Consider the following 26,584-nt stretch of genomic DNA (forward strand, 5'->3'; position numbering starts at 1 on the left):
GGCCGGACAGGATGACTCAGAGGGGGCCGTGGCGTGGCGGGATCGGCAGGCCGATCGACGTGGACGGATTCGAGGCAAAGCCGCGGCTTAATGAAAGTGATTCCATTAACCTTTCGGTGCTAACGATGAATGATGGCTCGGGGTTCTTAGCGGCCCTCGACCGAGATGCCGTAACGCGCTCGGCGCGCATCATCGGCGAGGCCAACCTGGGCAGGGGTGAGGACCACACATGCGCGTTCTCCTGATCGAAGACGACAGCGCAACCGCGCAGAGCATCGAGCTGATGCTCAAGTCCGAGAATTTCAACGTCTACACGACCGACCTCGGCGAAGAGGGGATCGATCTCGGCAAACTCTACGATTACGACATTATCCTGCTCGACCTCAACCTGCCCGACATGTCGGGCTACGAAGTGCTGAGGACGCTGCGGGTCGCCAAGGTCAAGACGCCGATCCTCATCCTGTCCGGCCTCGCCGGCATCGAGGACAAGGTGAAGGGCCTCGGCTTCGGCGCCGACGACTACCTGACGAAGCCGTTCCACAAGGACGAGCTCGTCGCCCGCATCCACGCCATCGTGCGGCGGTCGAAGGGCCATGCCCAGTCGGTCATCGCCACCGGCGACCTCATCGTCAACCTCGACCAGAAGACCGTCGAGGTCGGTGGTGCCCGCGTGCACCTGACCGGCAAGGAATACCAGATGCTGGAGCTGCTCTCGCTCCGCAAGGGCACGACCCTGACCAAGGAGATGTTCCTGAACCATCTCTACGGCGGCATGGACGAGCCCGAGCTGAAGATCATCGACGTCTTCATCTGCAAGCTTCGCAAGAAGCTCGCCAATGCCAGCCACGGACGCAACTTCATCGAGACGGTCTGGGGCCGCGGCTACGTCCTGCGCGAGCCGAACGAGGCCGACAACCGCATCACCGCCTGACGCCTCCGGTCGTCACGGTCAAAGGCCCCGGTCCGGATGGACCGGGGCCTTTGTCGTTCGGGGGCATGGAGGCGAGAACCGCGACGCCGCCCCGGTCGGGGCCCGCCATCATGGGCGGCGCTCCCGAGGCGCGGTTCCTCCCGACGCGCCCTCGTCGCCCGCCCTCGCGCGCAGCGGTGCTGATCCCGGGCGAAGCCGTGGCGGTGACGGGGCGGGGGAGGGGAGGCGGGAGGGAGGACTGTCCGAACGGTCTACAGCGCTTTCGCCTTCGGCGAATTCGCTCCAGCTCCGGATCGAGAGCAGTGTCGTCGGCTTGGAGTCGCCAAGGCGACTCGGAGAAGCCGATGCTGCTCTAGAGCAGATCGCGCTCAGGTCGAGTCACCTGATCGCGAGAAAATGCTCGCAAAAACATGGCACTAGAGCTGAAGTCGCGAGCCAAGGCGAGCGGCGACGGCTCTAGGCATCCCCGCGGTCGGAGGACCGTCAGGGCGATGCGGGGTCGACGACGCCGTGCGGGATGGGCTGCCAAACCCGACGGGGCCGCGGGCCCGTCAGATGAGGCCGACGGCCGCCATCTTGATGCGCAGGATGTCCTTGTCGAAGGGCTTCATCATCGTGTCGTCGGCGCCGGCCTGGCGGGCCTTGGCGATATGGGCCGCGTCGTTCTCGGTGGTGCAGAACAGCACCTTGGGCTTGCTGCCCCCGGGCATGCGGCGGAGCGCCTTCAGCACGGCATAGCCGTCCATCTCGGGCATGTTCCAGTCGAGAAGCACGCCGTCCGGCATGGCGACCGCGCAGGCGTCGAGCGCCGCCGGGCCGCTGTCCGCCTCGGCCGTCTCGAGGGAGAGGCCCTCGAGGATGCGGCGCGCCACCTTGCGGATGACGCTCGAATCGTCGACGACCAGAACGCGGGTCATGGGCTGCTCCCTGGGGATCCGGGCCGCGCCGGGCCGCTCAAGCGGCGTTGAAGCGCGACAGGGGCGCGTCGGATGCGGCGGCGGTGCGCATCTGGTCGGCCAGGTCGAGGGCCGCGCCGGCGGCGTCGTCGAGGGCCGTGCCGGCGGCGTGGTCCAGGGCCGTGCCGGCGGCGTCGTCGAGCGTATCCTCGCCGGCCACGGCGGCTTCCGCCACCACGGGCCGGGCTTCGATCACGATGCCCTCGGGCTCGCTGCGCACCGCCACCACCATGCCGACCTCGCGGGCCACGAGGCCGGTGAAGAAGGGCTGGATGGCATGGGCGTCGACGTTGCCGTGCTCGGGCGTGCCGGCGAGCAACGCCGCGATGCCGGCCGGCACGCGGGCATAATTGCCCTTGGCCAGAATGCGCACCGCGGCCTCGTCGCCCTGGCCCTCGACGTCGACCGACATGGTGCCGCCGCGCGGGATGGTCCCGGCCGCGATGAGGCACAGGTTGAGGATCAGCTTGACCTTGTTCTTCGGCATGAGGATGCGCGGCGCCCGCCAGTCGAGCTTGATCTTGTCGTCGCCGAAGAGGCCCCGGGTCACCGTCTCGGCGTCGCCCGTGTCGATGGAGGCCCCGGCCGACCCCGCCGCCCCGAACGCGAGGCGGCAGAACTGCAGCTTGGCCGACGCCATCGTGGCGCTCTTCTTCACGAGGTCGAGCGCGAAGGTCCGCATCTCCGGGTCCTTCTCCTCGTCGAGCACTTCGAGCCCGTTCACGATGGCGCCCACGGGGCTGATCACGTCGTGGCAGACGCGCGAGCACAGCAGGGCCGCGAGGTCGAGGGCTTCGAGCGCGATCGTCGTCATGGCATGGCATCCGTTGCGATGGCGCGGGGCGGCCCGCCGGAGGTGGGCTCGGTCCGCGCCGACAGGGTGGGGAGCCATCGGCGCACCGAACGCGGCTCAGGGTTTCCGGCTCAACCGACACCCCATAGCCTAGAGAATCTTCCGAAAAAGTTAACCAATCTTTGCGGGCGCGGCCCGCCGCCCCGGCGACCGGCGGTGCCGGGGCGGTTTCGCGGCCTGGGAGGATGGCGTAGGGCAGGGGGACATGTCCTCCAGCGGCGAGCCGCCATGCCCTCCTCCGACGCCATGCCTTCTTTCGACGCCATGCCCTCTTCGGACTTCCCGCCCCCGGGTTCGATGCCGTCCCTCGACGCTCCGCTCGATGCCGCCGCCCGCGACCGCCTCGCCGAATGGTTCGGCGCGCTCTGCGTCGCGGCCGGCGCGGTTGTGATGGACGTCTACCGAAACGGCGGCGAGGCGCGCGTCAAGGACGACCGCAGCCCCGTGACGGAGGCCGACGAGCGGGCGGAGGCGCTGATCCTGGCGCGCCTCGCGCAGGCGTTGCCGGGCTGGCCCGTGCTGGCCGAGGAGGCGGCGGCCCGGGGCGACGGCATCGCGGCCTGCGCCCGCTTCATCCTGGTCGACCCGCTCGACGGCACGCGCGAGTTCCTGAACCGCAACGGCGAGTTCACCGTCAACATCGCCCTCGTGGCCGACGGCGTGCCGGTGGCGGGGGCCGTCTACGCGCCGGTGCTGGAGCGGCTCTGGACGGGCGGCTCCACCGCGCGGGTCCGGCGCGTCGCGCCCGGCGCCGACCTCGCCACCGCCAGCGAGGACCGGCCGCTGCGCACCCGGCCGGCACCGGCCACGGGATGGACGGCGCTGGCCAGCCGGTCGCACGGCGATGCCGAGACCGAGGCGCTGCTGGCGCGGCTGCCGATCGGCGAGCGCCGGGCCGCGGGCTCGTCGCTGAAGTTCTGCGTCGTGGCGGAGGGCGAGGCCGACGTCTACCCCCGCTTCGGGCCCACGATGGAATGGGACACCGCCGCCGGCGAAGCCGTGCTCAGGGCCGCCGGCGGGATCGTGCTCCAGCCGGACGGGCGACCCTTCCGCTACGGCAAGGACGCATCCCGCTATCGCAACGGCCCCTTCGTCGCCTGGGGCGACCCGACGGCGGCGACGCGCGCCACCGCCTGACGACACCCGTCGGCGCCCGTGGCTGTGCCGGACCCGTGCCCGTATGCCGTCCGAGACCGTCGAGAGGGTTCTCGTGGCTGGACGGACGGGCATTCGGTCATCGAGTCTCAGTCCGGCGCCCGCCCGGCCTCGGTGATGCGGCTCAAGGCGCCCTGGAGGTCCCGGCTCTCGACCAACAGCTTTCGGGAGATGTCGGCGAGCGTGACCCAACCGCAGACCGCGCCATGGTCGTCCATCACCGGCAAGCGGCGGATGTGGTTGGCGGCCATCAGGTCCATGGCGACCTGCAGGTCGTCCGCCTCGCGGCAGGCGATCACGGCGCGGGACGCCACGTCGCGCACCAGCGTCCCCTTCGGGTCGAGTCCCGCCGCGACGACGCGGAACAGCAGGTCGCGATCCGTCACGATGCCCTCGAGCGCTGTGGCGGTGCCGATCGGCAGGGCGCCGACATCGAGCTCGCCCATCAGTTCGGCGGCCTCCTTCACCGGCACGTCCCCGGCGGTGAATTCCACCGCTGTGCTCATCACCTCCGCAACCTTCACGCGCGCATCCTCCTCCGGGGCCACAGGGCTCCCAACGCGCGAGGCGACGATTCAGCTCTCGCTTTTCGGCTCTTGCCGCTCAGCTCTTGCCGTCGAGCTTCCAGACGAAGACCTCGCGCCCGTTGTGGGCCTCGCTGATCTTGACGTGGTGGGCCGGGCCCGCCCCGGGGAAGTCCCGCAGCATGCGTTTGGCGACGTCCTTCACGGTGCTGAGGTGCCCCAGTTCGTGATGCGTCGCGGCGAGCTGTGCTCCGCCCGCCGTCCGTCTCCAGATCGTGATCTCGTACAGCATCGCCCGGATGAACTGTAACCTTCGGCCCCTGTCAACGCGCGTCGGGGCCGCAGCGAAAGAACAGCGGTGGATCGCGGGCCGATGTGGCAGGGGGATGTAAAGTCTGGACTTATTCCATTTCGACAAAGCGGCGCTGTTCGACTTGAATGCGTTCCTAATCGCGTGGGTATCGGAGCGCTGCGCTCACCGCTCCCGCAGCGCGATGGCGCCGACGAGGCGGCCGTAATCGGCCTCGCCGCGATGGGTGGCGCGGCGGTAGGAGAAGAAGCGCGCCTCGTCGGCATAGGTGTCGAGCGCGAGGTCGACGACGCGGCCGATCCCCGTGTCGCGCAGCCGCCGCACGATGAGGCCCGGCAGGTCGAAATGGTGGTGACCCGCACGGGCCGAGGGGACGAAGAAGACGGCGTCGGCCCCATCCCGCGCCACCACGCGGTCGCGGAACTCGGGCCCGACCTCATAGGACTCGCACGCGATGGTCGGCCCCAGCACGGCCGCGATGCCGCCCGCCGTGGCGCCGAGCGACAGCATGGCGGCGACGGTGGCGTCCAGCACGCCGTAGACGGAGCCCTTCCAGCCCGCATGGCAGGCGCCGACGACGCCGGCCTCGGCATCGGCCAACAGCACGATCCCGCAATCCGCCCCCGTGACGCCGAGGGCCAGCCCGGGGACGCGGGTGGCGACACCGTCGCAGGGCGGCCGGTCGGCATCCGTGAAGGGGGCCGAGACCACGACGGCGTCGGGCGAATGGACGAGGTAGGGGAGCACGAGGCGGTCCGGCGCCACGCCGAGGGTTTCGGCCATGCGGCGCCGGTTCTCCGCGACGTTGCCGCGCTCGTCGCGCGAGCCGATGCCGCCGTTGAGCGAGGCGTAGGGCCCGGCCGAGACGCCGCCCTCCCGGGTGAAGAAGCCGTGGGCGATGCGCGGGTCGTCGAGCGCCGCGGCCGTGATGGGGGCGAGCGTCATGACGGGATCTCCTCGAAGCCGGGCGGCACCGGAAGGGACGGGGCCGTGATGGCGAGCGCCTTGAAGATCTCGCCCATGCCGCGGCGCTCGGGCGTGCCGGCCCCCGTCAGCCGCTCCAGCGCTGCCGCGACGCTCGCCGCCTGGTCGGGCGTGGCGCGGGCCGTCAGCGCTTCGGCGCGTTCCGCGATGCCGAGCGCACGCAGGAAGGTGCCCTGCGGCACGGGGCCGTGGACGGCGGCGCCCGCGCCCTCGGCGGCCCGGCGCAGACCGCCGAAATCCACCTGGGCGGACAGGTCCGCCTCGCCGGGTTCGGCGAGGGGGTCGGCGAAGGCGTGGCGCTTCACGGCCTGCAGCGTTTCGGCGAAGGCGGGCTTCGCGTAGCCGTAGTCGATCACCAGGGCGGCACCGCCGTCGCGCACCAGCCGCGCCGCCAGGCCCCTGGCGATGCCCTGGGCCACGAGCCCGACCTCCAGCACGGCGCCGTCGGGGGCTTCGAGCGTGATGGCGGGCTCGGGGTCGGGCGCGAGGCCGAAGGCGAGCGTGTCGCCCTGCAGCCCGACGAGGCGCTGGTGCCAGCCGGTCGGCGCGCGGATGTAGTGGCGCACCGGCAGGGCGTCGAAGAACTCGTTGGCGACCACGATGGCGGGGCCGGGCGGCACGGCGGCGAGGTCGGCGTGCCAGGCGACCGGGACGCCGCAGTCGGCCAGCGTGGCGCGCTGCGCGTCCCGCAGCACCGGGCTGGTCTCGACGAGGTGGAGGTCGAGCGCCGCCGCGAGCCCGGGGATGCGCTTCGCCACCCGCAGGGCGTCGGCGAGCAGCGTGCCGCGGCCGGGGCCGAGTTCGACGAGGCGCACCGCCGCCGGTCGCCCCAGGGCGTCCCAGACCGCCGCCGCCCAGGCGCCGATCAGCTCGCCGAACATCTGGCTGGTTTCGGGCGCGGTGGTGAAGTCCCCCGCGGCGCCGAAGGGGTCGCGCGTGACGTAATAGCCGAGCGTCGGGTGGCCGAGTGCCAGGGCCATGAACCGGTCCACCCCGATGGGCCCGCCGTCGATCACGAGCGCGCGGATCTCGTCGGCGAGGCGGCTCATCGGGGCGTGCTCACGCCGTCACGCCAGCGCGGCGGGGCGCCGGCGCCCCCGCAGCGCATAGGCGACGAGGCCGAGGCCGATCGCCAGCAGCGGCAGCGACAGCAGCATCCCCATGGTGGCGCCGCCGAACAGGAAGCCGAGCTGGGCATCGGGCTGGCGGAAGAACTCCGACACGATGCGGGCCAGGGCATAGCCGGCCGTGAACAGCCCCGTGGACAGCCCGGGGCGCTTCAGCGCGCCGAGGCGGATCGCCACCGCCAGCAGGACGAAGAGCCCGATGCCTTCGAGCCCCGCCTCGTAGAGCTGGCTCGGGTGGCGCGGGTCGGGCCCGGCGCCGGGAAACACCATGGCCCAGGGCACGTCGGTCTCGCGCCCCCAGAGCTCCGGCTTGATGAAGTTGGCGATGCGGCCGAGGAACAGGCCGATCGGCACCACGGCGGCGACGCCGTCCGCCACCGACAGGAAGCCCACGCCGGCCCGCCGCGCGAAGATCCACATGCCGATGGCCGTGCCGATGAGCCCGCCGTGGAAGGCCATGCCGCCGTTCCAGGCCGCGACGATCTCGAGCGGATGCGACACGTAATAGGAGAAGTTGTAGAACAGCACGTAGCCGAGCCGCCCGCCCAGCACGATGCCGAGCGCCACATAGACGACGAGGTCGTCGACCGAGACCGGCGTCGGGTGGCGCACCGCGCCCCACAGCCGGTCGGCCGCGCAGAGCCGCTTCATGTAGAACCAGCCGAGCACGATGCCCGCCACATAGGCGAGGGCATACCAGCGGATCGGGAAGGGGCCGATGTCGACCAGGACGGGGTCGATGACCGGATAGGGGATGACGAAGAGCATGGCGCGACATGCCCGTGGGGTGCGACGCCGTCAAGACGGCGCCCGGACCATCGCAAGGTCCCGAACTCGGGTCGACGTGGCACCGTCGGGAGCGGGCTTCTCCCGCTGGCGGGAGAAGGTGGCGCCGCGCAGCGGCGTCGGATGAGGGTGGGAAGCCCCACGCATCGTTCGTGCACCGATCCTTTGCGGCGGTTCAGCCCGTCATGATCCCCTCGCCCCTAACCCTTCGGCGCATCCGGCTGGCGCGACGGCTCGGCCCTGGCGAAGGCCTCCTCGGCGAGGCAGCGCTGCACGATGCCCGACAGCACCGGCGTTTCCGGCAGGTCGAGCTTGAACACCCGCCCGATCAGGGCGAGGCCCGACACGCAGATGTCCGCCATGGTGATGCGGTCGCCGTGGCAGAAACGGCCGGTCTCGGGCGAATGGGCGAGGTTGGCTTCGAGCCCCACGAGGCCCTGGCCCACCCAATGCGTCACCCAGGCCCGGAAGGCGTCGGCGTCAAAACCGCCCCGTTCGGTCAGGTAGTGGCGCACGCGGGGCACCAGCAGCGGATGGGTGTCGGCCGCCACGGTGGCGGCGAGGGCCCGCACCCGGGCCCGGCCGCGGGCATCGGCGGGGAGGATCGGCGGCTCGGGATAGCGCTCCTCGAGGTATTCGAGCAGCGCCAGCGACTGGGTGAGCGGCGGCAGGTCGCCGTCGATCAGCGCCGGCACCGCCGCCATCGGGTTGCGGGCCACGAAATCGGGCGCGTGCTGCTCCCCCGCGTCGAGGTCCACCGGGATCTCGCGGTACGGCACGCCCTTGAGGTTCAGGGCCACGCGCAGCCGGTACATGGCATTGGAGCGCCAATAACCGTAGAATTCGAGCGGCTGGGACGCGTCGGTCATGGGGCGGCTCCGTCGCGGTCGGGTTCGGCGATGGTGACACGGTTGGCGGCGGCGCGGAACCCCGAAGACGCCGCGTAGACGGCCTTGCGCACCCGCATCACGGCGCCGAGCGGCCGGTGCGCGGCGAGGCCGTGCCAGGGGCTGAAGCTCATGCGGTCGTCGATCCGGCCGTGTTTCCCCTCGGTCCAGCTGTCCTGCGGCGGCATCGTGATGCGCGCCACCGGCACGTAGGGGCTTTCACCCTCCGGCCACACCGCCGAGGCGTCCTCGATCGGCATCGTGTCGGACGACGTGGCGAGCTGGACGCAGAGGTCCCATTCGGCTGCCTGGCCGGCGAAGAACTCCGACACCGCATCGCGCAACGCGTTCGGGTTTCCCGCATGGTCGAGCGGCGCGCCGCTGAGGTCCCGCAGGTTCGGCGAAGCCGGGCGGACCTGGACCTTGGCGACGTGGTCGCCGAAGCGCAGCGGCACCTGGCTGTAGAAGGTTTCGCCCAGGATGTTGGTCCGGGGCTGGCCGCCGAGCGAGAGCAGCGTCGCGCTGTGGCCGCCCACCGTTTCCAGCACGGCTTCGGCGCCCCGCATCACGGCCGAGATCGCCTTCTTCAGCACCTGCGGCGTGTCGGTGGTGGAGGCGAGCAGCTTGAGGCTCTTCAGGAAGGCCTTGGGCGTCGCGGCCGCGAAGGCCGGTGCATTGGCCATCACGAAGTCCTGGTTCTCGCCCGGCGCGTCCGGAAGCCGCTCCCCCGGCACCCCGATGACCTTCAGCGCCAGGCCCCGGGGTGTCGAGACGGTGTCGTCGAGCACGTCGCCGGGGTTGGTCGACAGGCGCAGGATGACGGGATAGGTGCCGCCACGGGCGAACAGGCCCTGGGCCAGGGCGGGCGGCAGCCCGTCGAGCACGCGCAGCTCGCCCTCTAGGAGCCCGTGGCTCTTGGCGTGCACGCCGCGCTCGGCATGGCCGGAGTCCTTGAAGACCGTCCCGGCGATCTTGCCCATCTCGTCGATGATCTGGCGCGTGACCTCCGCCTCGTCGGGCTCGGGCCGTTCGAGGTCGGGGCTGTAGCGGAGGGGATCGGGCGGGGCTGTCGCGGGCATGGGGCTTCACCACCGCTGGATGTGTCGTGTCGGTGGCGAACCGCGATGGGGCATCAACGGTTCCGCGCCGGACGCGCTTCGCGCCACGAGACGATTCCAACCGATCCGATACTGCTTTAAGCCTCCGGTCGCGTCGCGTGGCCGCGCCGGAGCGTCCCGAGCCCGGGCGCGGGCCGCCGCGGCGGGGATGCGCAGCCGAGGAGCCCCATGCCGACCCCCTTGAACGACCTCGTCGCCTTTCTCACCGGCGCCGCCGCCGACTACGAGGCGCTCGGCGCCGCCCGCTACGTGGTGCTGGTCGTGTTCTACGCCCTCGTCGTCGCCAGCCTGACGCTGCTCGTCGTCAACCTCCGCGACGACAGGGGCCAGCGCAGCGGCGGCCTGCTGTGGCTCTGGCTGGTGCGGGTCGCCGTCGGCTGCCTGTGGTTCAAGGCCATGCTGTGGACGCTGCCCTTCGGCACCGACAACGGCCTCCATGCCTGGACGGCCGCGGTGCCCGACCGTGCGGCGCTGCCGCAGGTGGCGCGCTTCGCCACCGACGCGCTGCTGCCGCATTTCGGCGTCTTCGACCCCTTGGCCTTCCTCGCCGCCTTCGGCGTCGCCGCAGCCCTGATCCTGGGGCTGCTGGTGCGCGTCGCCGCCCTCGTGGGCTTCGCCATGGCGGCGGCGCTGTGGCTGGGGCTCTACGGCGCGCCGGCGGGCGAAACCGCCGCGTCGTCCGCCGCATCCCCTTGGGGCTTCGCCCTGATGGCGCTGCTTTGCGGCACGCTTGCCGTGCTGGCGGCGGGGCGGGCGCTCGGCGCCGATGCCTGGATCCGCCGCGCGGTCCCCTCGGTGCGCGACCGCCGCCCGGCCGGGCTGCTGCTCCGCGGCCTGACCTGAGCGACGCGCGGCCCGGCCCGCCCCGGCGCGGAGCCGGGCCGGGCCGACGCCGTCACGGCTTCAGGAACTTGTCGACATTGTCCTTGGTGACGACGTCGAGCCCCGCGATGTTGACGGGCTGCACGGTCTCGCCCTTCTTCAGCTTCATGAGGATGTCCATGGCCTTCTCGCCCATCTCGAAGGGCCGCTGGCCGACCAGCACCTGGGCGTAGCCGTCCTTGAGGAGCTGCAGCTCGACGGGGAGCGTGTCGGGCATGACCAGCGGGAACTTGCCGGCCTTCACCTTGTCCATGTTGGCGTCGACGTAGCCCTTGTAGGCCTTGGGAGCGAAGAGCGCCCAGCCGCCGACCGGGATGATGGCGCCGATGTCGGGGTTGGCGGTGGCGAAATCGGTGAGCTGCTGGGCCGCCAGGGCGGCGTCGTCGTTGCAGAAGGCGGGCGAGCCCTTCACCTCCGTCCAGCCCGCGGCCTTCAGCACTTCATAGAGGCCGGCGAGGCGCTCGTTGAGGTTCTCGGCCGCGGGGCCGCCCGACTGGGTGGCGAAGGTCGAGGGCTGGGGATGCACCTTGATGAGCTGGCGGGCGAGTTCGCGGCCCATCTCCTTGTTGTCGGTGCCGACATAGGCCTGGCGCTTCGAATTCGGCGCATCGGCGTCGAAGGTGATGACCGGGATGCCGGCGTCGCGCGCCTGCTTGATGACGCCCGTCACGGAATCGGCGTCGGCCACCGAGACCGCGATGCCGGCGACCCCCTGGGTGATGAAGTCCTGCATGATCTGGACTTCGGTGGCGGGCTCGTGGGTGGCCGGGCCCTTGTAGATGCAGGTGACGCCGATCTTCTTGGCTTCGGCCATGCAGCCGTCGCGCGACAGGTCGAAATAGGGGTTGTCCATCCCCTTGGGGATCAGCGCGAAGCTCGTCGCATCCGCGGCATGCGCGAAGGCGGTGAGGGCGGTCATGGCCACGGCGGCCAGCAGGACGGATTTCATGGGACGTCTTCCTCTCGGTGCAACCGCGCCCGGTCTTCCGCCCGGCGCCGGATCTCGTGATGGGTCCCCGGCCGCGTCGGCGCGGGGACGCCGGGCGTCAGTCGGGCTGGCGCGTGCGGATGCGGTCGACCAGCACCGCCAGGATGATGATGGAGCCGACGAAGACCTGCTCCCAATAGGTGTCGGCGCCGAACAGCGCGAGGCCGTTGCGGATCACCTCGATGAGCGCGGCGCCGATGACGGCGCCGGCCGGCCCGCCGATGCCGCCCGCGAGGTCCGCCCCGCCGATGACCGAGGCCGCGATGATCTTGAGCTCGTAGCCGACCGCGAGGTTGGCGGGCGCCGAGCCGAGCCAGCCCAGCACCAGGATGCCGGCGAGGCCCGCCGCCATCGAGCACAGCATGTAGACCGACACCTTGACCCTGGCGACGGCGACGCCGGTCAGCTTGGCGGCGCGCTCGTTGCCGCCGAGCACGAAGACGTGCCGGCCCCAGCGGGTCTGGCGCAGCGCCACCCCCATCACGACGGCGAGGGCCAGGAGGTAGACGAGCGGCACCGGCAGGCCGAGGATGCGCCCGTCCGTCAGCGCGTAGAAGGTGTCGACGCCCGGGCCGTTCGGGGCCTGCCCGCGCCCCTGCGTGATGACGTAGGTGATGCCGCGGCAGATCGACAGCGTGCCGAGCGTCACCACGAAGGGGGACAGCCGCACCACCGCGATCATCACGCCGTTGACGAAGCCCACCAGGGCGGCCAAGCCCAGCCCCAGCACCACGGCGGCCCCCATGACGCCGAACGGCACCGAGGCCAGCACGGTGCCGGACAGCGCCTTCATCAGGATGGCGGTCACGACGGCGGTGAGGGCCATGACGGAGCCGACCGACAGGTCGATGCCGCCCGTGATGATGACCAGCGTCGAGCCGAGGGCCACGATGGCGATGTAGGAGAAGTTCTTCGACGTGTTGAGGAGGTTGTTGGGCGTGAGGAAGTGGTTGGCGAAGACCGCCACCAGCGCCGTGATGACGACGAGGGCGATCGCCACATAGGCGGTCTGCGACGCCAGAGCGCCGGAGCGGTACCACCGGTTCCGCCCGACGTTGGTGAATACGATGCCGGGAGCCGCGTCGGTCATCAGGCGAACTCCTTGGCGCCGGTGATCAGGGCCGTGACCTCTTCGGGGCTGGACCGGTCGACGCGCTTGTCGGCGCATTTGGTGCCGCGGCGCAGCACCACGACCCGGTCGCAGACGCTGAACACGTCGGGCATGCGGTGGGAGATGAGGATGACGGCGACGCCGCTGTCGCGCAGCCGGCGGATGAGGTCGAGCACCTCCGCCACCTGCCGCACCGAGATGGCGGCCGTGGGCTCGTCCATCAGGATCAGCTTGGCCTTGGCGAGCCGCGTGCGCGCGATGGCGACGGCTTGGCGCTGGCCGCCCGACATGGAGCGCACGAGGTCGCGCGGCCGCGTCTCGCTCTTGAGCTCGCCGAAGAGCTCCAACGCCCGGGCGTTCATGGCGCGGTGATCGAGGAAGCGGAAGGGGCCGACGCGGCGCGTCAGCTCCCGCCCGAGGAACACGTTGGCGGCGGCGCTGACGTTGTCGGCGAGCGCCAGGTCCTGGTAGACGACCTCGATGCCGGCGGCGCGCGCGTCGAGCGGCCTGTCGAACCGGTGCTCCCGGCCGTCGAGCGTGATGGTGCCGTGGGTGGGGTGGAAGTTCCCCGCCATGATCTTGACGAGTGTGGACTTTCCAGCCCCGTTGTCGCCCATCAGGCCGACGACTTCGCCCGGCGCGATGCTCATATCGACGTCGGAGAGGGCCCGGATGGCACCGAACTCCTTGCCGATACCCCGCAACTCCAGCACCGGGGCCGATTCCGCCCGTGCCGCATCCGCCGCGCTCATCCCGGCGCCTCCCCGATCGTTCTTCGTTGCCGGCAGGATAGTGCGGATTTACGAAGCCGCAACGTCAAACGCGTATGTCGGACAAATCCCGTGCGCTCGCGGCGGGCCGCGTCGGCCGAGGCGGGGCGCGGCGGCATCGGCCCTCGCCCCGCCGAAGCGGATGCTTCGGACAGCAAGGTGGCACATGTTGTTGTTCGCCACGCCGACGCTCTCTTAGGTTTTCGACGATCACGCTCCGCGATGCAGGCAAGCGGGAGGCTGGACATGCCACAGTTCTTTTTCGACACGGACGACGGGGAACGGGTCTTCCGTGACCGGGACGGGCTCGAACTCGCCGACCTCGACGAGGTCCAGGCCGAGGCCGCCAGCCTGTTGCGGGACCTGGCGCATGGCGTCGTCGACGCCGGTGGCCGGCGTTCCGTGCGGACGACGGTCAGGGACGTCAACGGTGCCCTGGTCTATGCCGGCACCATGACGCTGACCCTGGAGCGCCTCGGCGCCTGACGTCGAAGCGCCTCGGCGCCCGGCTGTCGGCGCCTCTGCATCGGGCGTGGCCCCGTGCGGTTCGGGCGCGGAAAACCGTTCTCTACGCTCCGCGTTACGCCTCGGGCCTCACCGGGAGGGTACCGCCATGCCATTGTTCTTCTTCGACGTGTATGACAACGGCCGGTTATCGACCGACGACCACGGGGTCGAATGCAGCGGCCTCGCGGAGGCCCGGGACCAGGCGGTGGCGCTGTTGCCGGATCTGGCCCGCGACGAACTCCCCGATGGCGACACCCACAGCTTCGTCTGCGAGGTCCGGCGTGCCGACGGGATGCGGTGCTACCGGGCCACGCTGACGTTCAACGGGATCTGGCACCCCGGCGGCGAGGCCGGAGACGGGCCGGCGAGCGCGAGCGACGGGCCGGGATGAGGGGCGGTCCCGTGGCGGCGCCGGGACGCATCGGACGCTCCACCACGCCGGTCATGCCCTCGCGCCAGCTGTCCCGGACGCTCGCCACGGCCCCGCGCCCGCCGGCGCCGAACGCGACAGGGCGCCGACGTGGCCCGCCGGCGCCCTGGATGGGGTTCGATGCTCCGCCGGCATGCGCGGCGGCGGCATCGGAGTCTGTGACGGGATCGAACTCTCAGTGGAACTGCGTGCGCAGCCGGTCGATCTCGCGGCTCGCCAGGGCGGCGACACCGGTGCCCTGGGGGTCGCGGCGCAGCACCGTCTCGGCGGCCCGCACGGCGGCATCGGCGGCGGCGGCCCGGACGTCGGCGGTCGCCTGCGTTTCCGCCATGGCGATCTTGGCTTCGGCCTGCTTGGTGCGGCGCGCCACGTAATCGGTGAGGCGGACCTGGGCCTCCTGGCTCATCAGCTCGGCCTCCTTGCGGGCCTGGGCCACGATGGCGGCGGCCTCGGCCTCGGCGGCGGCGGCCCTGCGCTTGAAGCTGTCGAGCACGGCGGCGGCCTCGTCATGCAGGCGCTTGGCCTGGGCGAGCTCGTCGGCGACCTTGCGGGCGCGGTCGTCGAGCGCGTTGCCGATCTTGCCGTGCACCCCGAGGTAGCCGAGGCCGATCACGAAGACCACGAAGCCGAGGGCGACCCAAAATTCTGCGTCCATGGGGATGCTCCTCAGCGGGCGGTGGAGGAAAGCGCGGCGTCGACCGCCTGGGGGTCCGCGGCCTTGCCGGTCAGGTGCTGGACGATGGCGGCGGCGGCGTCGCGCGCGATGCCCTCGACATTGCCCATGGCGCGGGTCTTGGTCTCGGCGATCTGGCGTTCGGCGGCGGCCATCTTGCCGTTCAGCTCGCCCTCGAGCGTGTGGCGCCGGGCCTCGTCGGCGGCGAGCAGTTCTTCGTGCGTCTTCTGGGCGAGGGCCTGGGCGCGGGTCTTGGCTTCGGCGAGCTTGGAATCGTAGGCGGCGCTGGCGGCCGTGGCCTGCTCCTGCATGCGCGCCGCGTCGGCGAGGTCGCCCTCGATGCGGCTGCGGCGGTTCTCCAGGATGGCGCCGACGCGCGGCAGCGCGATCCGCGACATCAGCCAGTAGAGCAGGCCGAAGACGATGACCAGCCACACGATCTGCGACAGGTAGGTCGAGCTTTCGAAGGGCGGGAAGGCGGCCGACCCCGTATCCAGGTCGGAGGCGTTGGCGAGGGTCTGTTCTGCGACGGCCATATCGGTTCCGGGATCAGGGCATCGGAGGGCAAGGCCGGCTCCGAGCCGGCGTCTCGTCTCGGCCCGGGGGCCGAGCAGGGTCGCCGCGGGGCAGGACCCCGCGGCGGGAAGCGCTCAAAGCTGTGTGCGGCGGACTCGGGCCTGAATGCCTTCCGGAAGCGTCGGGACGGTTCCCGTCGTTTCCGGGGAAACGGGCCTTCGTGCCCGGGCTCAGCGAACCACGAAGAGCAGCAGGATCGCCACCAGGAAGGCGAAGATGCCGAGACCTTCGGCGAGCGCCGCGCCGATGAAGGCCCGGCCGAACTGGCCGTCGGCCGCCGACGGGTTGCGCAGCGCGCCCGACAGGAAGTTGCCGAAGATCGTGCCGACGCCGATGGCGGCGGCGCCCATGCCGATGGCGGCAAGGCCGGCGCCGATGAACTTGGCGGCGCTGACGTAGGCGTCGGCGAGGTGCTGGGCCTGGGTGGGATCCATGATGAGCTCTCTTTCTAGGGAAGGTCGGGCGACGTTTGTTGTTGGGTAATTATCAGTGGCCCGGATGGATTGCGTCGTTGAGGTAGACGCAAGTCAGGATGGCGAACACGTAAGCCTGCAGGGCGGCTACGAGCAGCTCGAAGGCGGTCAGCAGGATGATGCCGATGAAGGGGAGGGGGGCGATCAGGGCCGCGGCGGTGCCGGAGCCGAGCAGCAGCACGATGAAGCCGCCGAACACCTTGAGGGTGATGTGGCCGGCCAGCATGTTGGCGAAAAGCCGGACGCTGAGCGAGATGGGCCGCGACAGGAACGAGATGATCTCGATCAGGACGATGAAGGGCAGGATCGCCGGCGCCACGCCCGAGGGGGCGAAGAGGCCGAGGAAATGCGTGCCGTGGCGCACCAGCCCGTAGACGATGACGACGCCCATCACCAGGGCGGCCAGCGCGAAGGTGACGATGATCTGGCTCGTCACCGTGTAGGAGAAGGGCAGCAGGCCGAGCAGGTTCGCGAACAGCACGAACATGAAGAGGCTGAACACGAAGGGGAAGAAGCGCATGCCGTCGTTGCCGGCCGTGCCCCGCACGGTGTCGGCCACGAACTCGTAGCTCATCTCGGCGGCCGCCTGCAGGCGACCCGGCACCAGCGAGCGCCGCGACGTGCCGTAGATCATCAGCAGCGACACGAGGCCGAGGATGATGAACATCAGCAGCGACGCGTTGGTGAACGAGAAGGCGGTCGTGTGGGTGTGGGCCGGCGAGAACAGCGGCGAAACGTTGAACTGTTCGATCGGGTCGATTGCTTTTTCAGCCACGTCCAAACCTCTTCCCGCTGGCGCCCCTCGCGGGGCGTTCGCCTGTGAACGAACGGCCGGCCGGCCGCGGATGCTTCAGCGCTTCGTCGTGCCGCCCGGTCCGCCGGGCTGCATGGCGATGCGGTAGACGTTCCAGAACCCCGCGGCCGTGCCGAGGGCCAGGAACACGATCAGGGCGCCGGGCGAGGTGCCCAGCCACCGGTCGATCGCCCAGCCGATGAAGCCGCCCACGACGACCGCGGCGACGAATTCCGACATGACGCGGAAACCCAGGCTCATCGCCTGGCCCATGCCGTTGGGGGACGAGAATCCGCCGGTCGGCTGCCGCGTTTCGGCCCCCTTGCGGTGGCCGTCGAGCGCGCCCGACAGGTCCTTCAGCCGCGCCCGCATGGCCGCGTCGTCGTCCGCGCCACCGCCCTGGGGATCCGCCATCTCGTGTCGCTCCCCCGTCGCGGTGGCCCGGTGATTCGCCCTTCGCCGGACGGCATCGGGACATGTTTCATCGCGAAAAGGGCACGGGCGTGCCCCATTCACGCTGGGCGGGTTCATAGAAACCAGCACCGATGTGGTGTCAAGAACGGCACGGGCCGGAACGGCAGGGTTTTTGGACCCGGTGCCGGGCGGGTGCGACCCCGCCGGGCGTGACGTCCCGCCCGGCGCTCGTGATAGGGTCACGGCCGTCGGTCGCGGCAGATCCGCCGGGCCGCCAGGGAGATGCCGCCATGGCCCAGACACGGATCCGCCTCGCCGCGGCGGCCCTGCTCGCGGGCCTGTTCGCGGCCTCGGCGCCGGCCGCCGCCGCCGCTCCTCGGGCGCGGTCGGCCGTGGTGGCGCTGGCGCTGTGGAGCGACCCGGTGTTCCGCTCGGAGGCCGAGGGGGCCGCCCGGGTGCTGGCGCGGCGCTACGGCCACGGCGGCCCCGTGGTGGTGCGGTCCAACACGCGGGCCGCCATGGTCAACGGGCCCGAGGGCATCGCGGCGGCCCTGCGGCTCGGGGCGCGGGGCCTCGACCCCGAGCGCGACGTGCTGATCCTGCTGCTCACCTCGCACGGCTCGCCCGACGGCATCGCCGACAAGGGCGGCGGCGCCGTGGAGCTGGTGCCGCCCGGCCAGCTCGGGCGCCTGCTCGCCGCCAGCCCCGTGCGCCACAAGGCGCTCATCGTGTCGGCCTGCTTCGCCGGCACCTACACGGCCCTGGCCGGGCCCGACACGCTGGTGGTGACGGCCGCCGACAGCACCCACCCCTCGTTCGGCTGCCAGCCCGAGGCGCATTGGACCTACTTCGGCGACGCGCTCTTCAACCAGGCGCTCCGCCACGGCGGCTCGCTCGCCTCCGCCTTCGCGGAAGCCCGGGCCATCGTGGCGCGCCGCGAGGCCGCGCAGGGCTTCGACCCCTCGAACCCGCAGATGGCCGGAGGCGCGGCGGTGCTGCCGCTGCTCGACGGCGCGGCGGCGCGCTAGCGCGGCGCGGCGAAGGACGCCCGGGGCGAAGGCGGCTCGGGCCGGTTTGCCTTTCATCGGCGCCCCGGCACCACTATATAAAGACAGGTCCCCGACGCCGCGCCGCGGCGTCCCGCACGCGGTCCAGGCCGGCATGTCCGGCCCGGACGCGCCCGGTCGGAGAAAGTCGAGATCGATGTCCCAATCGCCCGTCCCGTCCCCCGCGCCCGAGCCGAACGCCTATGGCGCCGATTCGATCAAGGTGCTGCGCGGCCTCGACGCGGTGCGCAAGCGCCCCGGCATGTATATCGGCGACACGGACGACGGCTCCGGCCTCCACCACATGATCTACGAGGTGGTGGACAACGCCATCGACGAGGCGCTGGCCGGCCATGCCACGCTCGTCACCGTGACGCTGAACCCGGACGGTTCGGTTTCGGTGACGGACAACGGCCGCGGCATCCCGACCGGCATCCACACCGAGGAGGGGATCTCGGCGGCCGAGGTCATCATGACCCAGCTCCACGCCGGCGGTAAGTTCGACCAGAATTCCTACAAGGTTTCGGGCGGGCTGCACGGCGTCGGCGTGTCCGTCGTCAACGCCCTGTCGACCAAGCTCATGCTGCGCATCTGGCGCGACGGCCAGGAGCACGAGATCGAGTTCGCCCACGGCGATTCGGTCTATCCGCTGCGCGCCGTCGGGCCGGCCGGCACCGACGAGGACGGCCGGGAGAAGCGCGGCACCGCCGTGACCTTCTGGCCCTCGTCCGAAACCTTCACCATGGTGGAGTTCGACTACGGCACGGTGGAGCACCGCCTGCGCGAGCTCGCCTTCCTGAATTCGGGCGTGCGCATCGTCCTCACGGACGCGCGCCGCGCCGAGGTGAGGCGCGAGGAACTCTTCTACGAGGGCGGGCTCGAAGCCTTCGTGCGCTATCTCGACCGGGCCAAGGCGTCGCTCATCACCAAGCCCATCCTGATGAAGGGCGAGAAGGACGGCATGACCGTCGAGGTCGCGCTCTGGTGGAACGACACCTACCACGAGACGGTGCTGCCCTTCACCAACAACATCCCGCAGCGCGACGGCGGCACGCATCTCGCCGGCTTCCGCGGCGCCCTGACCCGCCAGGTGACGGGCTATGCGGAGCGCTCCGGCATTTCCAAGAAGGAGAAGGTCGACGTCACGGGCGACGATTGCCGCGAAGGCCTGACCTGCGTCTTGTCCGTCAAGGTGCCGGATCCGAAGTTCTCGTCCCAGACCAAGGACAAGCTCGTCTCCTCCGAGGTGCGTCCCGTCGTCGAGAGCATCGTCAACGAGACGCTGGGGCGCTGGTTCGAGGAACACCCGGCCGATGCCAAGACCATCGCCGGCAAGGTGGCGGAAGCGGCGGCGGCCCGCGAGGCGGCCCGCAAGGCCCGCGAACTGACGCGCCGCAAGGGCGTGCTCGACGTCGCCAACCTGCCCGGCAAGCTCGCCGACTGCCAGGAGCGCGACCCGGCCCTGGCCGAGATCTTCCTCGTCGAGGGCGACTCGGCCGGCGGCTCCGCCAAGCAGGGCCGCAACCGCGAGTTCCAGGCCGTGCTGCCGCTCCGGGGCAAGATCCTCAACGTCGAGCGCGCCCGCATGGAGAAGATGCTGTCCTCGCAGGAGGTCGGCACGCTGATCACGGCGCTCGGCACCGGCATCGGCAAGGACCCGGTCGGCGGTTTCAACGCCGACAAGCTGCGCTACCACAAGATCATCATCATGACGGACGCCGACGTCGACGGCTCGCATATCCGCACGCTGCTGCTGACGTTCTTCTATCGCCAGATGCCCGAGCTGATCGACCGCGGCCACATCTTCATCGCGCAGCCGCCGCTCTACAAGGTGAAGCGCGGCAAGTCCGAGCAATACCTCAAGGACGAGCGGGCCAAGGAGGACTACCTGACCGACCAGGGGCTCGAAGGTGCGGTGCTGCGCCTCGGCTCGGGCGAGGAGCGGGCGCGGGGCGACCTGCGCACCGCGGTGGAGCAGGCGCGCCTCGTCCGCGCCGTGCTCGCCAAGCTCCACAGCCGCTACAACCGCGGCGTGGTCGAGCAGGCCGCCATCGCGGGCGCGCTGAAGCCGCTCTCGGTGCTGGGCGACGAGCAGGCCTCGCTCCTCGCCGAGGACATCGCGCGCCGCCTCAACGCCCTGGCCGAGGAGACCGAGCGCGGCTGGGAAGGCGCCATCGACAACGACGGCTTCGTGTTCTCCCGCATGGTGCGGGGCGTGAAGGAAGTGGCGGCGCTGGACGGCGGGCTGCTGGCCTCGGCCGAGGCGCGGCGCCTCGACGAGATCGGGCCCTCGCTCGGCGAGATCTACGACCGGCCCGCGGCCTTCGTGCGCGGCGGTGACACCGCCGCAGTGGCGGGGCCGACGAACCTCGTCGACGCCGTGACGGCGGCGGGGGCCAAGGGCATCACCCAGATCCAGCGCTACAAGGGTCTTGGCGAGATGAACCCCGAGCAGCTCTGGGAAACCACGCTCGACCGCAACGCCCGCTCGCTGTTGCAGGTGAGGATCAAGGAGGTCGACGAGGCCGACGACATGTTCGTCAAGCTCATGGGCGACGTGGTGGAGCCCCGCCGCGAGTTCATCCAGGAGAACGCCCTCTCGGTGGCCAACCTCGACGTGTGACGGGGCGGTCGCCCGTTGGGACGGGTCGCCGAGCGCCGCGGCGGCCCAGGCTGCAGGACGCTCACAGCCCGAGGCGCGCGTGGGCTTCGGCCGGCGTCATGTGGCGGATCTCCTCCTCGGAGACGCCGAGGTCGCGCAACGCCGCCTTCTGGCGCCGGGTGATCATCAGCGACACGCCGGGGAGCGCGGTGCCGTCGGGCGCAGCCTCGCCGGACGGGGGCTCGTCGGCCGCAGCTTCTGGAGCCGCGGCGGCCGGGGGCCGGTTGTCCTGGTCGTCGGTCTGCATGTCAGGTCAACCGGTCCGAGCTGGACGGGTTCCCGATCCGTTGCCCGCCCCCGGGAAGCCTGACGCCGAGCATCATGAGGCGATCGCCGATCGTTCCAGTGGGCCACGACCCATGGCGGCGGCTCACGTTGGCCCGTCGCGCCCTGATGCGGCCCGGGCCGCTGCCGCCAGCACGGGTTCGGCGTCGATGCCGAAGTCGCGGCAGCCCGCCACGATCGTGGCGAGGTAGCCGGGATCGGGCGGGGCCTCGTGCGTCCCGGCCATCCGGTAGACGAGGGCTTGCCGATGGACGGGGGCTTGCCCGGGCGCGTCGCCCTCCGCCGCCAGGACGGGCAGCAGCAGCCGGCGGTAGAGGCCATCAGCGACGTCCTCGTAGAGGTCGAGCGCCGCCGCGCAGGCCGGCGTGATCCGCCACAGGCCGCCCGCGACGCGGCTGCCGGCCCGGGGGACGACGTCGGCCCAGGCGCGAAACACCAGGGCATGGTCCGGCAGGTGGGCGGGCCCGAGCGGCACGGCCGCCGGGCAGCGGGCCCGCATGTCGGCCCGGTTCATGTTCGAACCGTAGGCGAAGTAGAGCATGGGCGGGCTCCCGAGGCGGTCCGTCACTGCACCCGGATCGTGCCGTCCTCCGCCTCCATCGTGAGGTTCGGCGACCCGTAGGGGTCGTCGAGCAGCCGCTCGCCCCACCGCTCCTTCAGGGCCGCGACCTCGCGGTTGAAGCGCTCGGCCGTGCGCGGGCTGAGGTCCCGGCCGCGGCTGACGCTCTCGTGGTGGGTGAGTTCGGCGAAGGGGGTCCAAAGGTTGCGGTAGCCGGCAGCCGCCACCTTGAGGCAGAAGTCGACGTCGTTGTAGCCGACGGCGAAGCGCTCCGCGTCGAGCCCGCCGACCTCGTCGTAGACGGCCTTGCGCACCACGAGGCAGGCGGCCGTGACGGCCGACACCTCGTTGACGGTGACGAGGTCGTCCCGCCCGCCGCGGTCCCCCCGCGCCGCGCGCTTGTGGCGGTGGCCGGCGGCACCCGCCACGCCCACCACCACCCCCCCGTGCTGCAGGCGCCCGTCCGGATACCAGAGCTTGGCGCCGACGCAGCCGACGCCCGGCTGCACGGCCCAGCCCACCATCTCCTCGAGCCAATGCGCGTCCGTCACCTCGATGTCGTTGTTGACGAGCCCGAGCAGCGTCCCCCTGGCGGTGGCGGCCGCGACGTTGTTGAGGCGGGCGTAGTTGAAGGGGCCGTCGTCGCGCAGCACGCGGATGCGCCCGTCCCCCACCCAGCTGTCGAAGAGCTTGAACGTATCGTCCTCGACCGAGCCGTTGTCGACCACGACGATCTCGAAGCGCCGGTAGGCGGTCTTGCCCAGCAGCGTCGAGACGGCGGTGCCGAGGAGGTCGGCGCGGTCGCGCGTCGGGATGACCAGCGTGACGAGCGGCTTCTCCTCCGGGGTGAAGAGCACGCGGGGATCGGGCGAGCGCGGGTCCGACATGACGCGCGCTTCGGCGCCGCGGCGGGCCAGCGCCCGGCGGATCGCGGCCTTGCGCTCCTCGGCCGCCGCCGCCGCCGCGGGACCGGCGCCGTGGCTGAGCACCTGGGCGACATGCACCACGTCGCGCGGCTCCAGCCATTCCCCGAGCCGCAGCATGAGGTCGTGGCGCCAGGCCGCGACGCCGAAATCGGCGGCGCCGTCCTCCTCGGCCGACAGGCCGATGCCGCGCAGCGTCTCGATGGCGATGGCGCAGGGGTCGCCGATGTAATTGGCGCTGAGCAGCCGCGCCGGCGACCAGGCGGGCTTGAAGGTCGGGTCGGTGCGGGTGCCGGCGGCGTCGGCATGGTCCTCGTCGGCATAGACGAGCCTGGCCCCCGGCACCCGCTCCAGCGTCAGGGCCAGCACCGTGAGGGCATGGGGGCGCAGCCGCGTTCCGGGCCGCGGCAGCAGCATGTGGGTGCCCCGCGCCGTCGCCAGGGCGGCGTCGGGGTCGGCGGGGTCGTAGGGGCGCTCGCGGTCGTCCCCGGGGGCGGGCGTGCCGGGCACCAGCAGCTCCCAGTCGGGGTCGTGCTGCGCCACGAGGCTGGCCCGCAGGGCGGCCAGGGCCGGGCCGTCGAGGTCGGGGCCGGCCAGCACGGTGAAGCGCGGGCGGCGGGCCAGCCCGTCGAGCCGGCCGCGGTGGAAGGCGGCCTCGGCTTCGGGCCGTTCGTCGAATCGCTCGCGCCACAGCGCGTAGGCGGCGGCCGGTGCCATGGCCTGCGTGGCGATCGGGATGGCGGTGCGGCCCTGCCGGCTCATCTGCACGGCGAAGCGCGCCAGCCGCCATGGGAAGGAGCGCGGGTCGCCGCGCAGCACCGAGACGGCGCGGCGCACCAGCGCGCGCCGCTGTTCCCAGGCCGGCACGGGGCGGAAGGCGAGCAGGCGCGGCGTCGCGAGGTCCGCCGAGCCCGACACCTGCACGGCGACGCTGGCCAGCGGGCGCGTCGGGCGCACCATGCCGAAGAAGGCGTTGCGCCCGGTCTTGGCGAGGTGCTGGGGCAGGACGGTACCGTCGGCGAAGGTGAAGACGAGGCGTCCGTCGGCCACGCCCGGCCCGTCATAGGCCAGCGTCAGGGCATACCAGCCGACGGGGCAGGGCGGGGCGAAGTCCCGCACCAGCCGAAGCGCGGGCTCGGGGTGGCGGAGCGTCACGGGCTCGCGCCCCGGCTCGGGACGCGTCGGCACCTCGACGCGCCAGCCCATGGGCCCGGCGCGGCCCGGCGCGTCCCGTCCCGGATCTGATGCGTCGCTCAAGCCGGATGCCTTTCGCGCGAGGGCACGGGGCGCGGCGGCGCGGCGCCGCTCAGGCGCGAGGGCTTTCGCCGGGCGCGCGCTCGGCCAGCACCTTGAACAGGTATTGCCCGTAGGTGCTCTTGCGGAGCTTCTCGGCCTGGCGGACGAACTGGACCTCGTCGATCCAGCCCTGGCTGAGGGCGATCTCTTCCGGGCAGGCGATGCGGAAGCCCTGGCGCTTCTCGAAGACGCGCACGAACTCGCCGGCTTCGAGCAGGCTGTCGGGCGTGCCCGTGTCGAGCCAGGCGAAGCCGCGCCCCATCCGCTCGACGCGCAGCGCGCCGCGCTCGAGGTAGATCCGGTTGAGGTCGGTGATCTCGAGTTCGCCGCGGGGCGAGGGCTTGAGGCTGCGGGCGATGCCGACGACCTCGGCGTCATAGAAGTAGAGGCCCGTGACGGCCCAGTTGGTCTTGGGGTTGGCCGGCTTCTCCTCGATCGAGACGGCGATGCCGCGCTCGTCGAAATCCACCACGCCGTAACGCTCGGGGTCGGTGACGTGGTAGGCGAAGACCGTGGCGCCCTGGGTGCGTTGCGCCGGGGCCTGCATCATCTCGGGCAGGCCGTGGCCGTAGAACACGTTGTCGCCGAGGATCAGCGAGCAGGGCTGGTCGCCGACGAAGTCCGCCCCGATGATGAAGGCCTGGGCGAGCCCGTCGGGCGAGGGCTGCTCGGCATAGGACAGCGACAGGCCCCATTGCGCGCCGTCGCCCAGCAGGTCGCGGAACAGCGGCAGGTCCCGCGGGGTGGAGATGAGCAGGATCTCCTTGATGCCGGCCAGCATCAGCGTCGCCAGCGGGTAGAAGATCATCGGCTTGTCGTAGATCGGCAGCAACTGCTTCGACAGCACGTGCGTCATCGGATGGAGCCGCGTGCCGCTTCCGCCCGCCAGGATGATACCGCGCATGTCGCCTCGTCCGTTCCGTCCCGGCCATCCCACGCGCCGCTCGGTGCCGCCACGACGTCGCCGAAGGGCCGCGCCGACCCGGGGACGACCTTAGCGGAGGATCGGGGCGGATCCAAATGCCGCGGGTTCGGCTCACGCCTTGACGATGTGGTCGCCCGAGAGGCCGGCGCGGGCCATCGCGTTGCGGGTGTCGACGACGAGGCGCGCGGCCCCTGCCAGCGCCGGGTAGTCGATGCCGTCGTGGTCGGTCGCGATCAGCACGGCGTCGTAGGCTGCGAGGGCGGCGGGGTCGAGCGGCCGGCTCGGGCGCCCGGCGAGGGCCGCGTGTTCGCGCGTCGGGGGGATGGCGGGCACGAAGGGGTCGTGGAAGTCGCAGGCGGCCCCCCGCGCCTCGATGAGGTCCATCAGGCGCAGCGAGGGGCTCTCGCGGGTGTCCTCGATGTTCTTCTTGTAGGCGACGCCGATCAGGAGGATGCGGGCGCCGTTGAGGCCGCGCCCGCGCTGCCGGTCGAGCGCCAGGGCGAGCCGGTCGACGACATGGGCCGGCATGGCGGTGTTGATCTCGCCGGCGAGTTCGACGAAGCGCGTCGGCCGGTCGAATTCCCGGGCCTTCCAGGTGAGGTAGAAGGGGTCGATCGGCACGCAATGGCCGCCGAGGCCGGGGCCGGGATAGAAGGGCATGAAGCCGAAGGGCTTGGTCTTGGCGGCCTCGATCACCTCCCAGACGTCGATGCCCATGGCGTCGTAGATGAGCTTCAGCTCGTTCACGAGCGCGATGTTGACCGAGCGGAAGATGTTCTCGGTGAGCTTCACCGCCTCGGCGGTGCGGGTCGAGGAGACCGGCACGGTGCGGACCACCAGCCTGGCATAGAGCGCTTCCGCCACGCGCAGCGCGTCGGCGCCGTCGCCCCCCACCACCTTGGGGATCGTGGCGGTGTCGTAGGCGCCGTTGCCGGGGTCTTCGCGTTCGGGCGAGTAGGCGAGGAAGAAGTCGGCGCCGCTCCGCAGCCCGCCGGCTTCCAGGATGGGGCGCATCACCTCGTCGGTCGTGCCGGGCCAGGTCGTGGATTCGAGCGCCACGAGCTGGCCCCGGCGCAGCCGCGGCGCGATGGCCCGGGCGGTGCGCTCGATGAAGGTCATGTCGGGCTCGCGCTGGCGCGTCAGCGGCGTCGGCACGCAGATGAGGATGGCGTCGGGCTCGTCGAGCCGGGCGAAATCCGCCGTCGCCTCGAAGCGCCCGGCGCGGGCGGCGGCATGCAGCGCCTCGGTCGGGATGTGGCTGATGAAGCTCGTGCCGGCGTTGAACTGCGCCACGCGGGCGGCGTCGATGTCGAAGCCCAGCACCGGCAGGCCGGCGCGGGCGGCGGCCAGCGCCAGCGGCAGGCCGACATAGCCGAGGCCCACGATGCCCACGAGCGCGGAGCCGGCCGCGATGCGCTCCAGCAGGGTCGTGGCGAGGGTCGAGGGTGTGGGCTGGTCCGGCACGGCATCGTCCTTCGGGAGCGCCCGGCGGCGCCATTCGAAGCGCCCGGCGGCGCCATCGGGAGCGCCCGGCGGCGCCTGGACGACAGCCTATAGGGGCACGGGCGCCGCGCCGGAAGGCCCGCCGGGCCGGGGACCGAGCGGCGGGGCGGGGCGGCGGGGCGGGGCGGCGGTGGCGC

The 26,584-nt window shown here is 71.7% G+C and carries 28 protein-coding genes and 1 pseudogene; 7 read left to right on the forward strand and 22 right to left on the reverse strand.

Annotated elements, in window-relative coordinates; all coding sequences use genetic code 11:
• Positions 1 to 229 precede the first annotated feature (229 nt).
• Positions 230 to 931 carry a response regulator transcription factor CtrA gene (ctrA, locus tag D3272_RS12525; protein WP_129219512.1) on the forward strand — a complete coding sequence of 234 codons (702 nt, stop codon included), beginning with the start codon at positions 230 to 232 and terminating at the stop codon, positions 929 to 931.
• 551 nt (positions 932 to 1,482) lie between these two features.
• On the opposite strand, the gene D3272_RS12530 is transcribed toward ctrA, so the two are convergent.
• Entirely contained in the window at positions 1,483 to 1,848 is a 366-nt protein-coding gene (locus D3272_RS12530; protein WP_129219513.1) for a response regulator, read from the reverse strand.
• Positions 1,849 to 2,041: 193 nt separating this feature from the next.
• Positions 2,042 to 2,701: pseudogene (gene chpT / locus D3272_RS12535) on the reverse strand (histidine phosphotransferase ChpT); the annotation flags it as partial.
• 336 nt (positions 2,702 to 3,037) lie between these two features.
• Here chpT and cysQ point away from each other — a divergent pair.
• On the forward strand, positions 3,038 to 3,877 hold the full coding sequence (gene cysQ, locus D3272_RS12540) for a 3'(2'),5'-bisphosphate nucleotidase CysQ (RefSeq protein ID WP_129219563.1): 840 nt from the start codon (positions 3,038 to 3,040) through the stop codon (positions 3,875 to 3,877).
• A gap of 107 nt (positions 3,878 to 3,984) precedes the next feature.
• Here cysQ and D3272_RS12545 read toward each other — a convergent pair whose 3' ends face one another.
• The 7 genes from D3272_RS12545 to D3272_RS12575 all read right to left on the reverse strand — a co-directional run bounded on the left by D3272_RS12545 (position 3,985) and on the right by D3272_RS12575 (position 9,592).
• Complete coding sequence (locus D3272_RS12545; protein WP_207210198.1) at positions 3,985 to 4,419, reverse strand: CBS domain-containing protein; 435 nt, start codon at positions 4,417 to 4,419, stop codon at positions 3,985 to 3,987.
• A 79-nt stretch (positions 4,420 to 4,498) separates the two neighbouring features.
• Positions 4,499 to 4,711, reverse strand: coding sequence for a hypothetical protein (locus D3272_RS12550; protein ID WP_129219515.1), 213 nt, complete (start codon positions 4,709 to 4,711; stop codon positions 4,499 to 4,501).
• 183 nt (positions 4,712 to 4,894) lie between these two features.
• Positions 4,895 to 5,674, reverse strand: a complete 780-nt coding sequence (locus D3272_RS12555) for a purine nucleoside phosphorylase YfiH/LACC1 family protein (RefSeq protein ID WP_129219516.1) — start codon at positions 5,672 to 5,674, stop codon at positions 4,895 to 4,897.
• Positions 5,671 to 6,762 (reverse strand): class I SAM-dependent methyltransferase, encoded by a 1,092-nt coding sequence (locus D3272_RS12560; RefSeq protein ID WP_129219517.1) that lies wholly within the window; start codon positions 6,760 to 6,762, stop codon positions 5,671 to 5,673. Before D3272_RS12560 ends, D3272_RS12555 begins: the two co-directional genes overlap by 4 nt.
• An 18-nt stretch (positions 6,763 to 6,780) precedes the next feature.
• A complete protein-coding gene (gene lgt, locus D3272_RS12565; RefSeq protein WP_129219518.1) occupies positions 6,781 to 7,608 on the reverse strand; it encodes a prolipoprotein diacylglyceryl transferase in 828 nt (275 codons plus the stop codon).
• A 218-nt stretch (positions 7,609 to 7,826) separates the two neighbouring features.
• Positions 7,827 to 8,495 carry a maleylacetoacetate isomerase gene (gene maiA, locus D3272_RS12570; RefSeq protein ID WP_129219519.1) on the reverse strand — a complete coding sequence of 223 codons (669 nt, stop codon included), beginning with the start codon at positions 8,493 to 8,495 and terminating at the stop codon, positions 7,827 to 7,829.
• The gene (locus tag D3272_RS12575) at positions 8,492 to 9,592 is read right to left on the reverse strand and encodes a catalase family protein (RefSeq protein WP_129219520.1); all 1,101 of its coding nucleotides are present in this window, start codon (positions 9,590 to 9,592) and stop codon (positions 8,492 to 8,494) included. Before D3272_RS12575 ends, maiA begins: the two co-directional genes overlap by 4 nt.
• 207 nt (positions 9,593 to 9,799) lie before the next feature.
• Between D3272_RS12575 and D3272_RS12580 the strand changes: the two genes are divergently transcribed.
• Positions 9,800 to 10,474, forward strand: a complete 675-nt coding sequence (locus tag D3272_RS12580; RefSeq protein WP_129219521.1) for a DoxX family protein — start codon at positions 9,800 to 9,802, stop codon at positions 10,472 to 10,474.
• Positions 10,475 to 10,526: 52 nt separating this feature from the next.
• On the opposite strand, the gene D3272_RS12585 is transcribed toward D3272_RS12580, so the two are convergent.
• The 3 genes from D3272_RS12585 to D3272_RS12595 all read right to left on the reverse strand — a co-directional run bounded on the left by D3272_RS12585 (position 10,527) and on the right by D3272_RS12595 (position 13,364).
• Positions 10,527 to 11,462, reverse strand: coding sequence for a sugar-binding protein (locus D3272_RS12585; protein WP_129219522.1), 936 nt, complete (start codon positions 11,460 to 11,462; stop codon positions 10,527 to 10,529).
• Positions 11,463 to 11,559: 97 nt separating this feature from the next.
• Positions 11,560 to 12,591, reverse strand: coding sequence for an ABC transporter permease (locus D3272_RS12590; RefSeq protein WP_129219523.1), 1,032 nt, complete (start codon positions 12,589 to 12,591; stop codon positions 11,560 to 11,562).
• Complete coding sequence (locus D3272_RS12595) at positions 12,591 to 13,364, reverse strand: ATP-binding cassette domain-containing protein (protein ID WP_129219524.1); 774 nt, start codon at positions 13,362 to 13,364, stop codon at positions 12,591 to 12,593. Before D3272_RS12595 ends, D3272_RS12590 begins: the two co-directional genes overlap by 1 nt.
• Positions 13,365 to 13,628: 264 nt before the next feature.
• On the opposite strand from D3272_RS12595, the gene D3272_RS12600 reads away from it, so the two are divergent.
• Positions 13,629 to 13,868, forward strand: a complete 240-nt coding sequence (locus D3272_RS12600) for a DUF6894 family protein (protein WP_129219525.1) — start codon at positions 13,629 to 13,631, stop codon at positions 13,866 to 13,868.
• A 133-nt stretch (positions 13,869 to 14,001) separates the two neighbouring features.
• A complete protein-coding gene (locus D3272_RS12605) occupies positions 14,002 to 14,280 on the forward strand; it encodes a DUF6894 family protein (RefSeq protein ID WP_207210199.1) in 279 nt (92 codons plus the stop codon).
• 214 nt (positions 14,281 to 14,494) lie between these two features.
• On the opposite strand, the gene D3272_RS12610 is transcribed toward D3272_RS12605, so the two are convergent.
• From D3272_RS12610 to D3272_RS12630, 5 genes are all read right to left on the reverse strand, one after another.
• Positions 14,495 to 14,974 carry a F0F1 ATP synthase subunit B family protein gene (locus tag D3272_RS12610; RefSeq protein WP_129219527.1) on the reverse strand — a complete coding sequence of 160 codons (480 nt, stop codon included), beginning with the start codon at positions 14,972 to 14,974 and terminating at the stop codon, positions 14,495 to 14,497.
• An 11-nt stretch (positions 14,975 to 14,985) separates the two neighbouring features.
• Positions 14,986 to 15,528 (reverse strand): F0F1 ATP synthase subunit B family protein, encoded by a 543-nt coding sequence (locus D3272_RS12615; RefSeq protein WP_129219528.1) that lies wholly within the window; start codon positions 15,526 to 15,528, stop codon positions 14,986 to 14,988.
• A gap of 210 nt (positions 15,529 to 15,738) precedes the next feature.
• Entirely contained in the window at positions 15,739 to 16,002 is a 264-nt protein-coding gene (locus D3272_RS12620) for a F0F1 ATP synthase subunit C (RefSeq protein ID WP_129219529.1), read from the reverse strand.
• A gap of 52 nt (positions 16,003 to 16,054) precedes the next feature.
• Complete coding sequence (locus D3272_RS12625; RefSeq protein WP_129219530.1) at positions 16,055 to 16,816, reverse strand: F0F1 ATP synthase subunit A; 762 nt, start codon at positions 16,814 to 16,816, stop codon at positions 16,055 to 16,057.
• A gap of 75 nt (positions 16,817 to 16,891) precedes the next feature.
• The gene (locus tag D3272_RS12630) at positions 16,892 to 17,248 is read right to left on the reverse strand and encodes an AtpZ/AtpI family protein (RefSeq protein ID WP_129219531.1); all 357 of its coding nucleotides are present in this window, start codon (positions 17,246 to 17,248) and stop codon (positions 16,892 to 16,894) included.
• A gap of 290 nt (positions 17,249 to 17,538) precedes the next feature.
• On the opposite strand from D3272_RS12630, the gene D3272_RS12635 reads away from it, so the two are divergent.
• A complete protein-coding gene (locus tag D3272_RS12635) occupies positions 17,539 to 18,276 on the forward strand; it encodes a C13 family peptidase (RefSeq protein WP_245496526.1) in 738 nt (245 codons plus the stop codon).
• Positions 18,277 to 18,451: 175 nt separating this feature from the next.
• Entirely contained in the window at positions 18,452 to 20,917 is a 2,466-nt protein-coding gene (gene gyrB, locus D3272_RS12640; protein WP_129219532.1) for a DNA topoisomerase (ATP-hydrolyzing) subunit B, read from the forward strand.
• Between the two features lie 61 nt (positions 20,918 to 20,978).
• Here the strand turns inward: gyrB and D3272_RS12645 are convergent, their stop codons facing one another.
• The 5 genes from D3272_RS12645 to D3272_RS12665 form a co-directional block, all read right to left on the reverse strand.
• Entirely contained in the window at positions 20,979 to 21,203 is a 225-nt protein-coding gene (locus D3272_RS12645) for a hypothetical protein (RefSeq protein ID WP_129219533.1), read from the reverse strand.
• Positions 21,204 to 21,326: 123 nt separating this feature from the next.
• The gene (locus D3272_RS12650) at positions 21,327 to 21,782 is read right to left on the reverse strand and encodes a gamma-glutamylcyclotransferase family protein (protein WP_129219534.1); all 456 of its coding nucleotides are present in this window, start codon (positions 21,780 to 21,782) and stop codon (positions 21,327 to 21,329) included.
• A 23-nt stretch (positions 21,783 to 21,805) separates the two neighbouring features.
• Complete coding sequence (locus D3272_RS12655; RefSeq protein WP_129219535.1) at positions 21,806 to 23,980, reverse strand: glycosyltransferase family 2 protein; 2,175 nt, start codon at positions 23,978 to 23,980, stop codon at positions 21,806 to 21,808.
• A 49-nt stretch (positions 23,981 to 24,029) separates the two neighbouring features.
• The gene (gene rfbA, locus D3272_RS12660; RefSeq protein ID WP_129219536.1) at positions 24,030 to 24,923 is read right to left on the reverse strand and encodes a glucose-1-phosphate thymidylyltransferase RfbA; all 894 of its coding nucleotides are present in this window, start codon (positions 24,921 to 24,923) and stop codon (positions 24,030 to 24,032) included.
• A gap of 132 nt (positions 24,924 to 25,055) precedes the next feature.
• Positions 25,056 to 26,408, reverse strand: a complete 1,353-nt coding sequence (locus D3272_RS12665; RefSeq protein ID WP_129219537.1) for a nucleotide sugar dehydrogenase — start codon at positions 26,406 to 26,408, stop codon at positions 25,056 to 25,058.
• Between the last annotated feature and the right edge of the window lie 176 nt (positions 26,409 to 26,584).

Source organism: Lichenibacterium ramalinae (assembly GCF_004137085.1).
Taxonomy (GTDB): Bacteria; Pseudomonadota; Alphaproteobacteria; order Rhizobiales; family Beijerinckiaceae; genus Lichenihabitans; species Lichenihabitans ramalinae.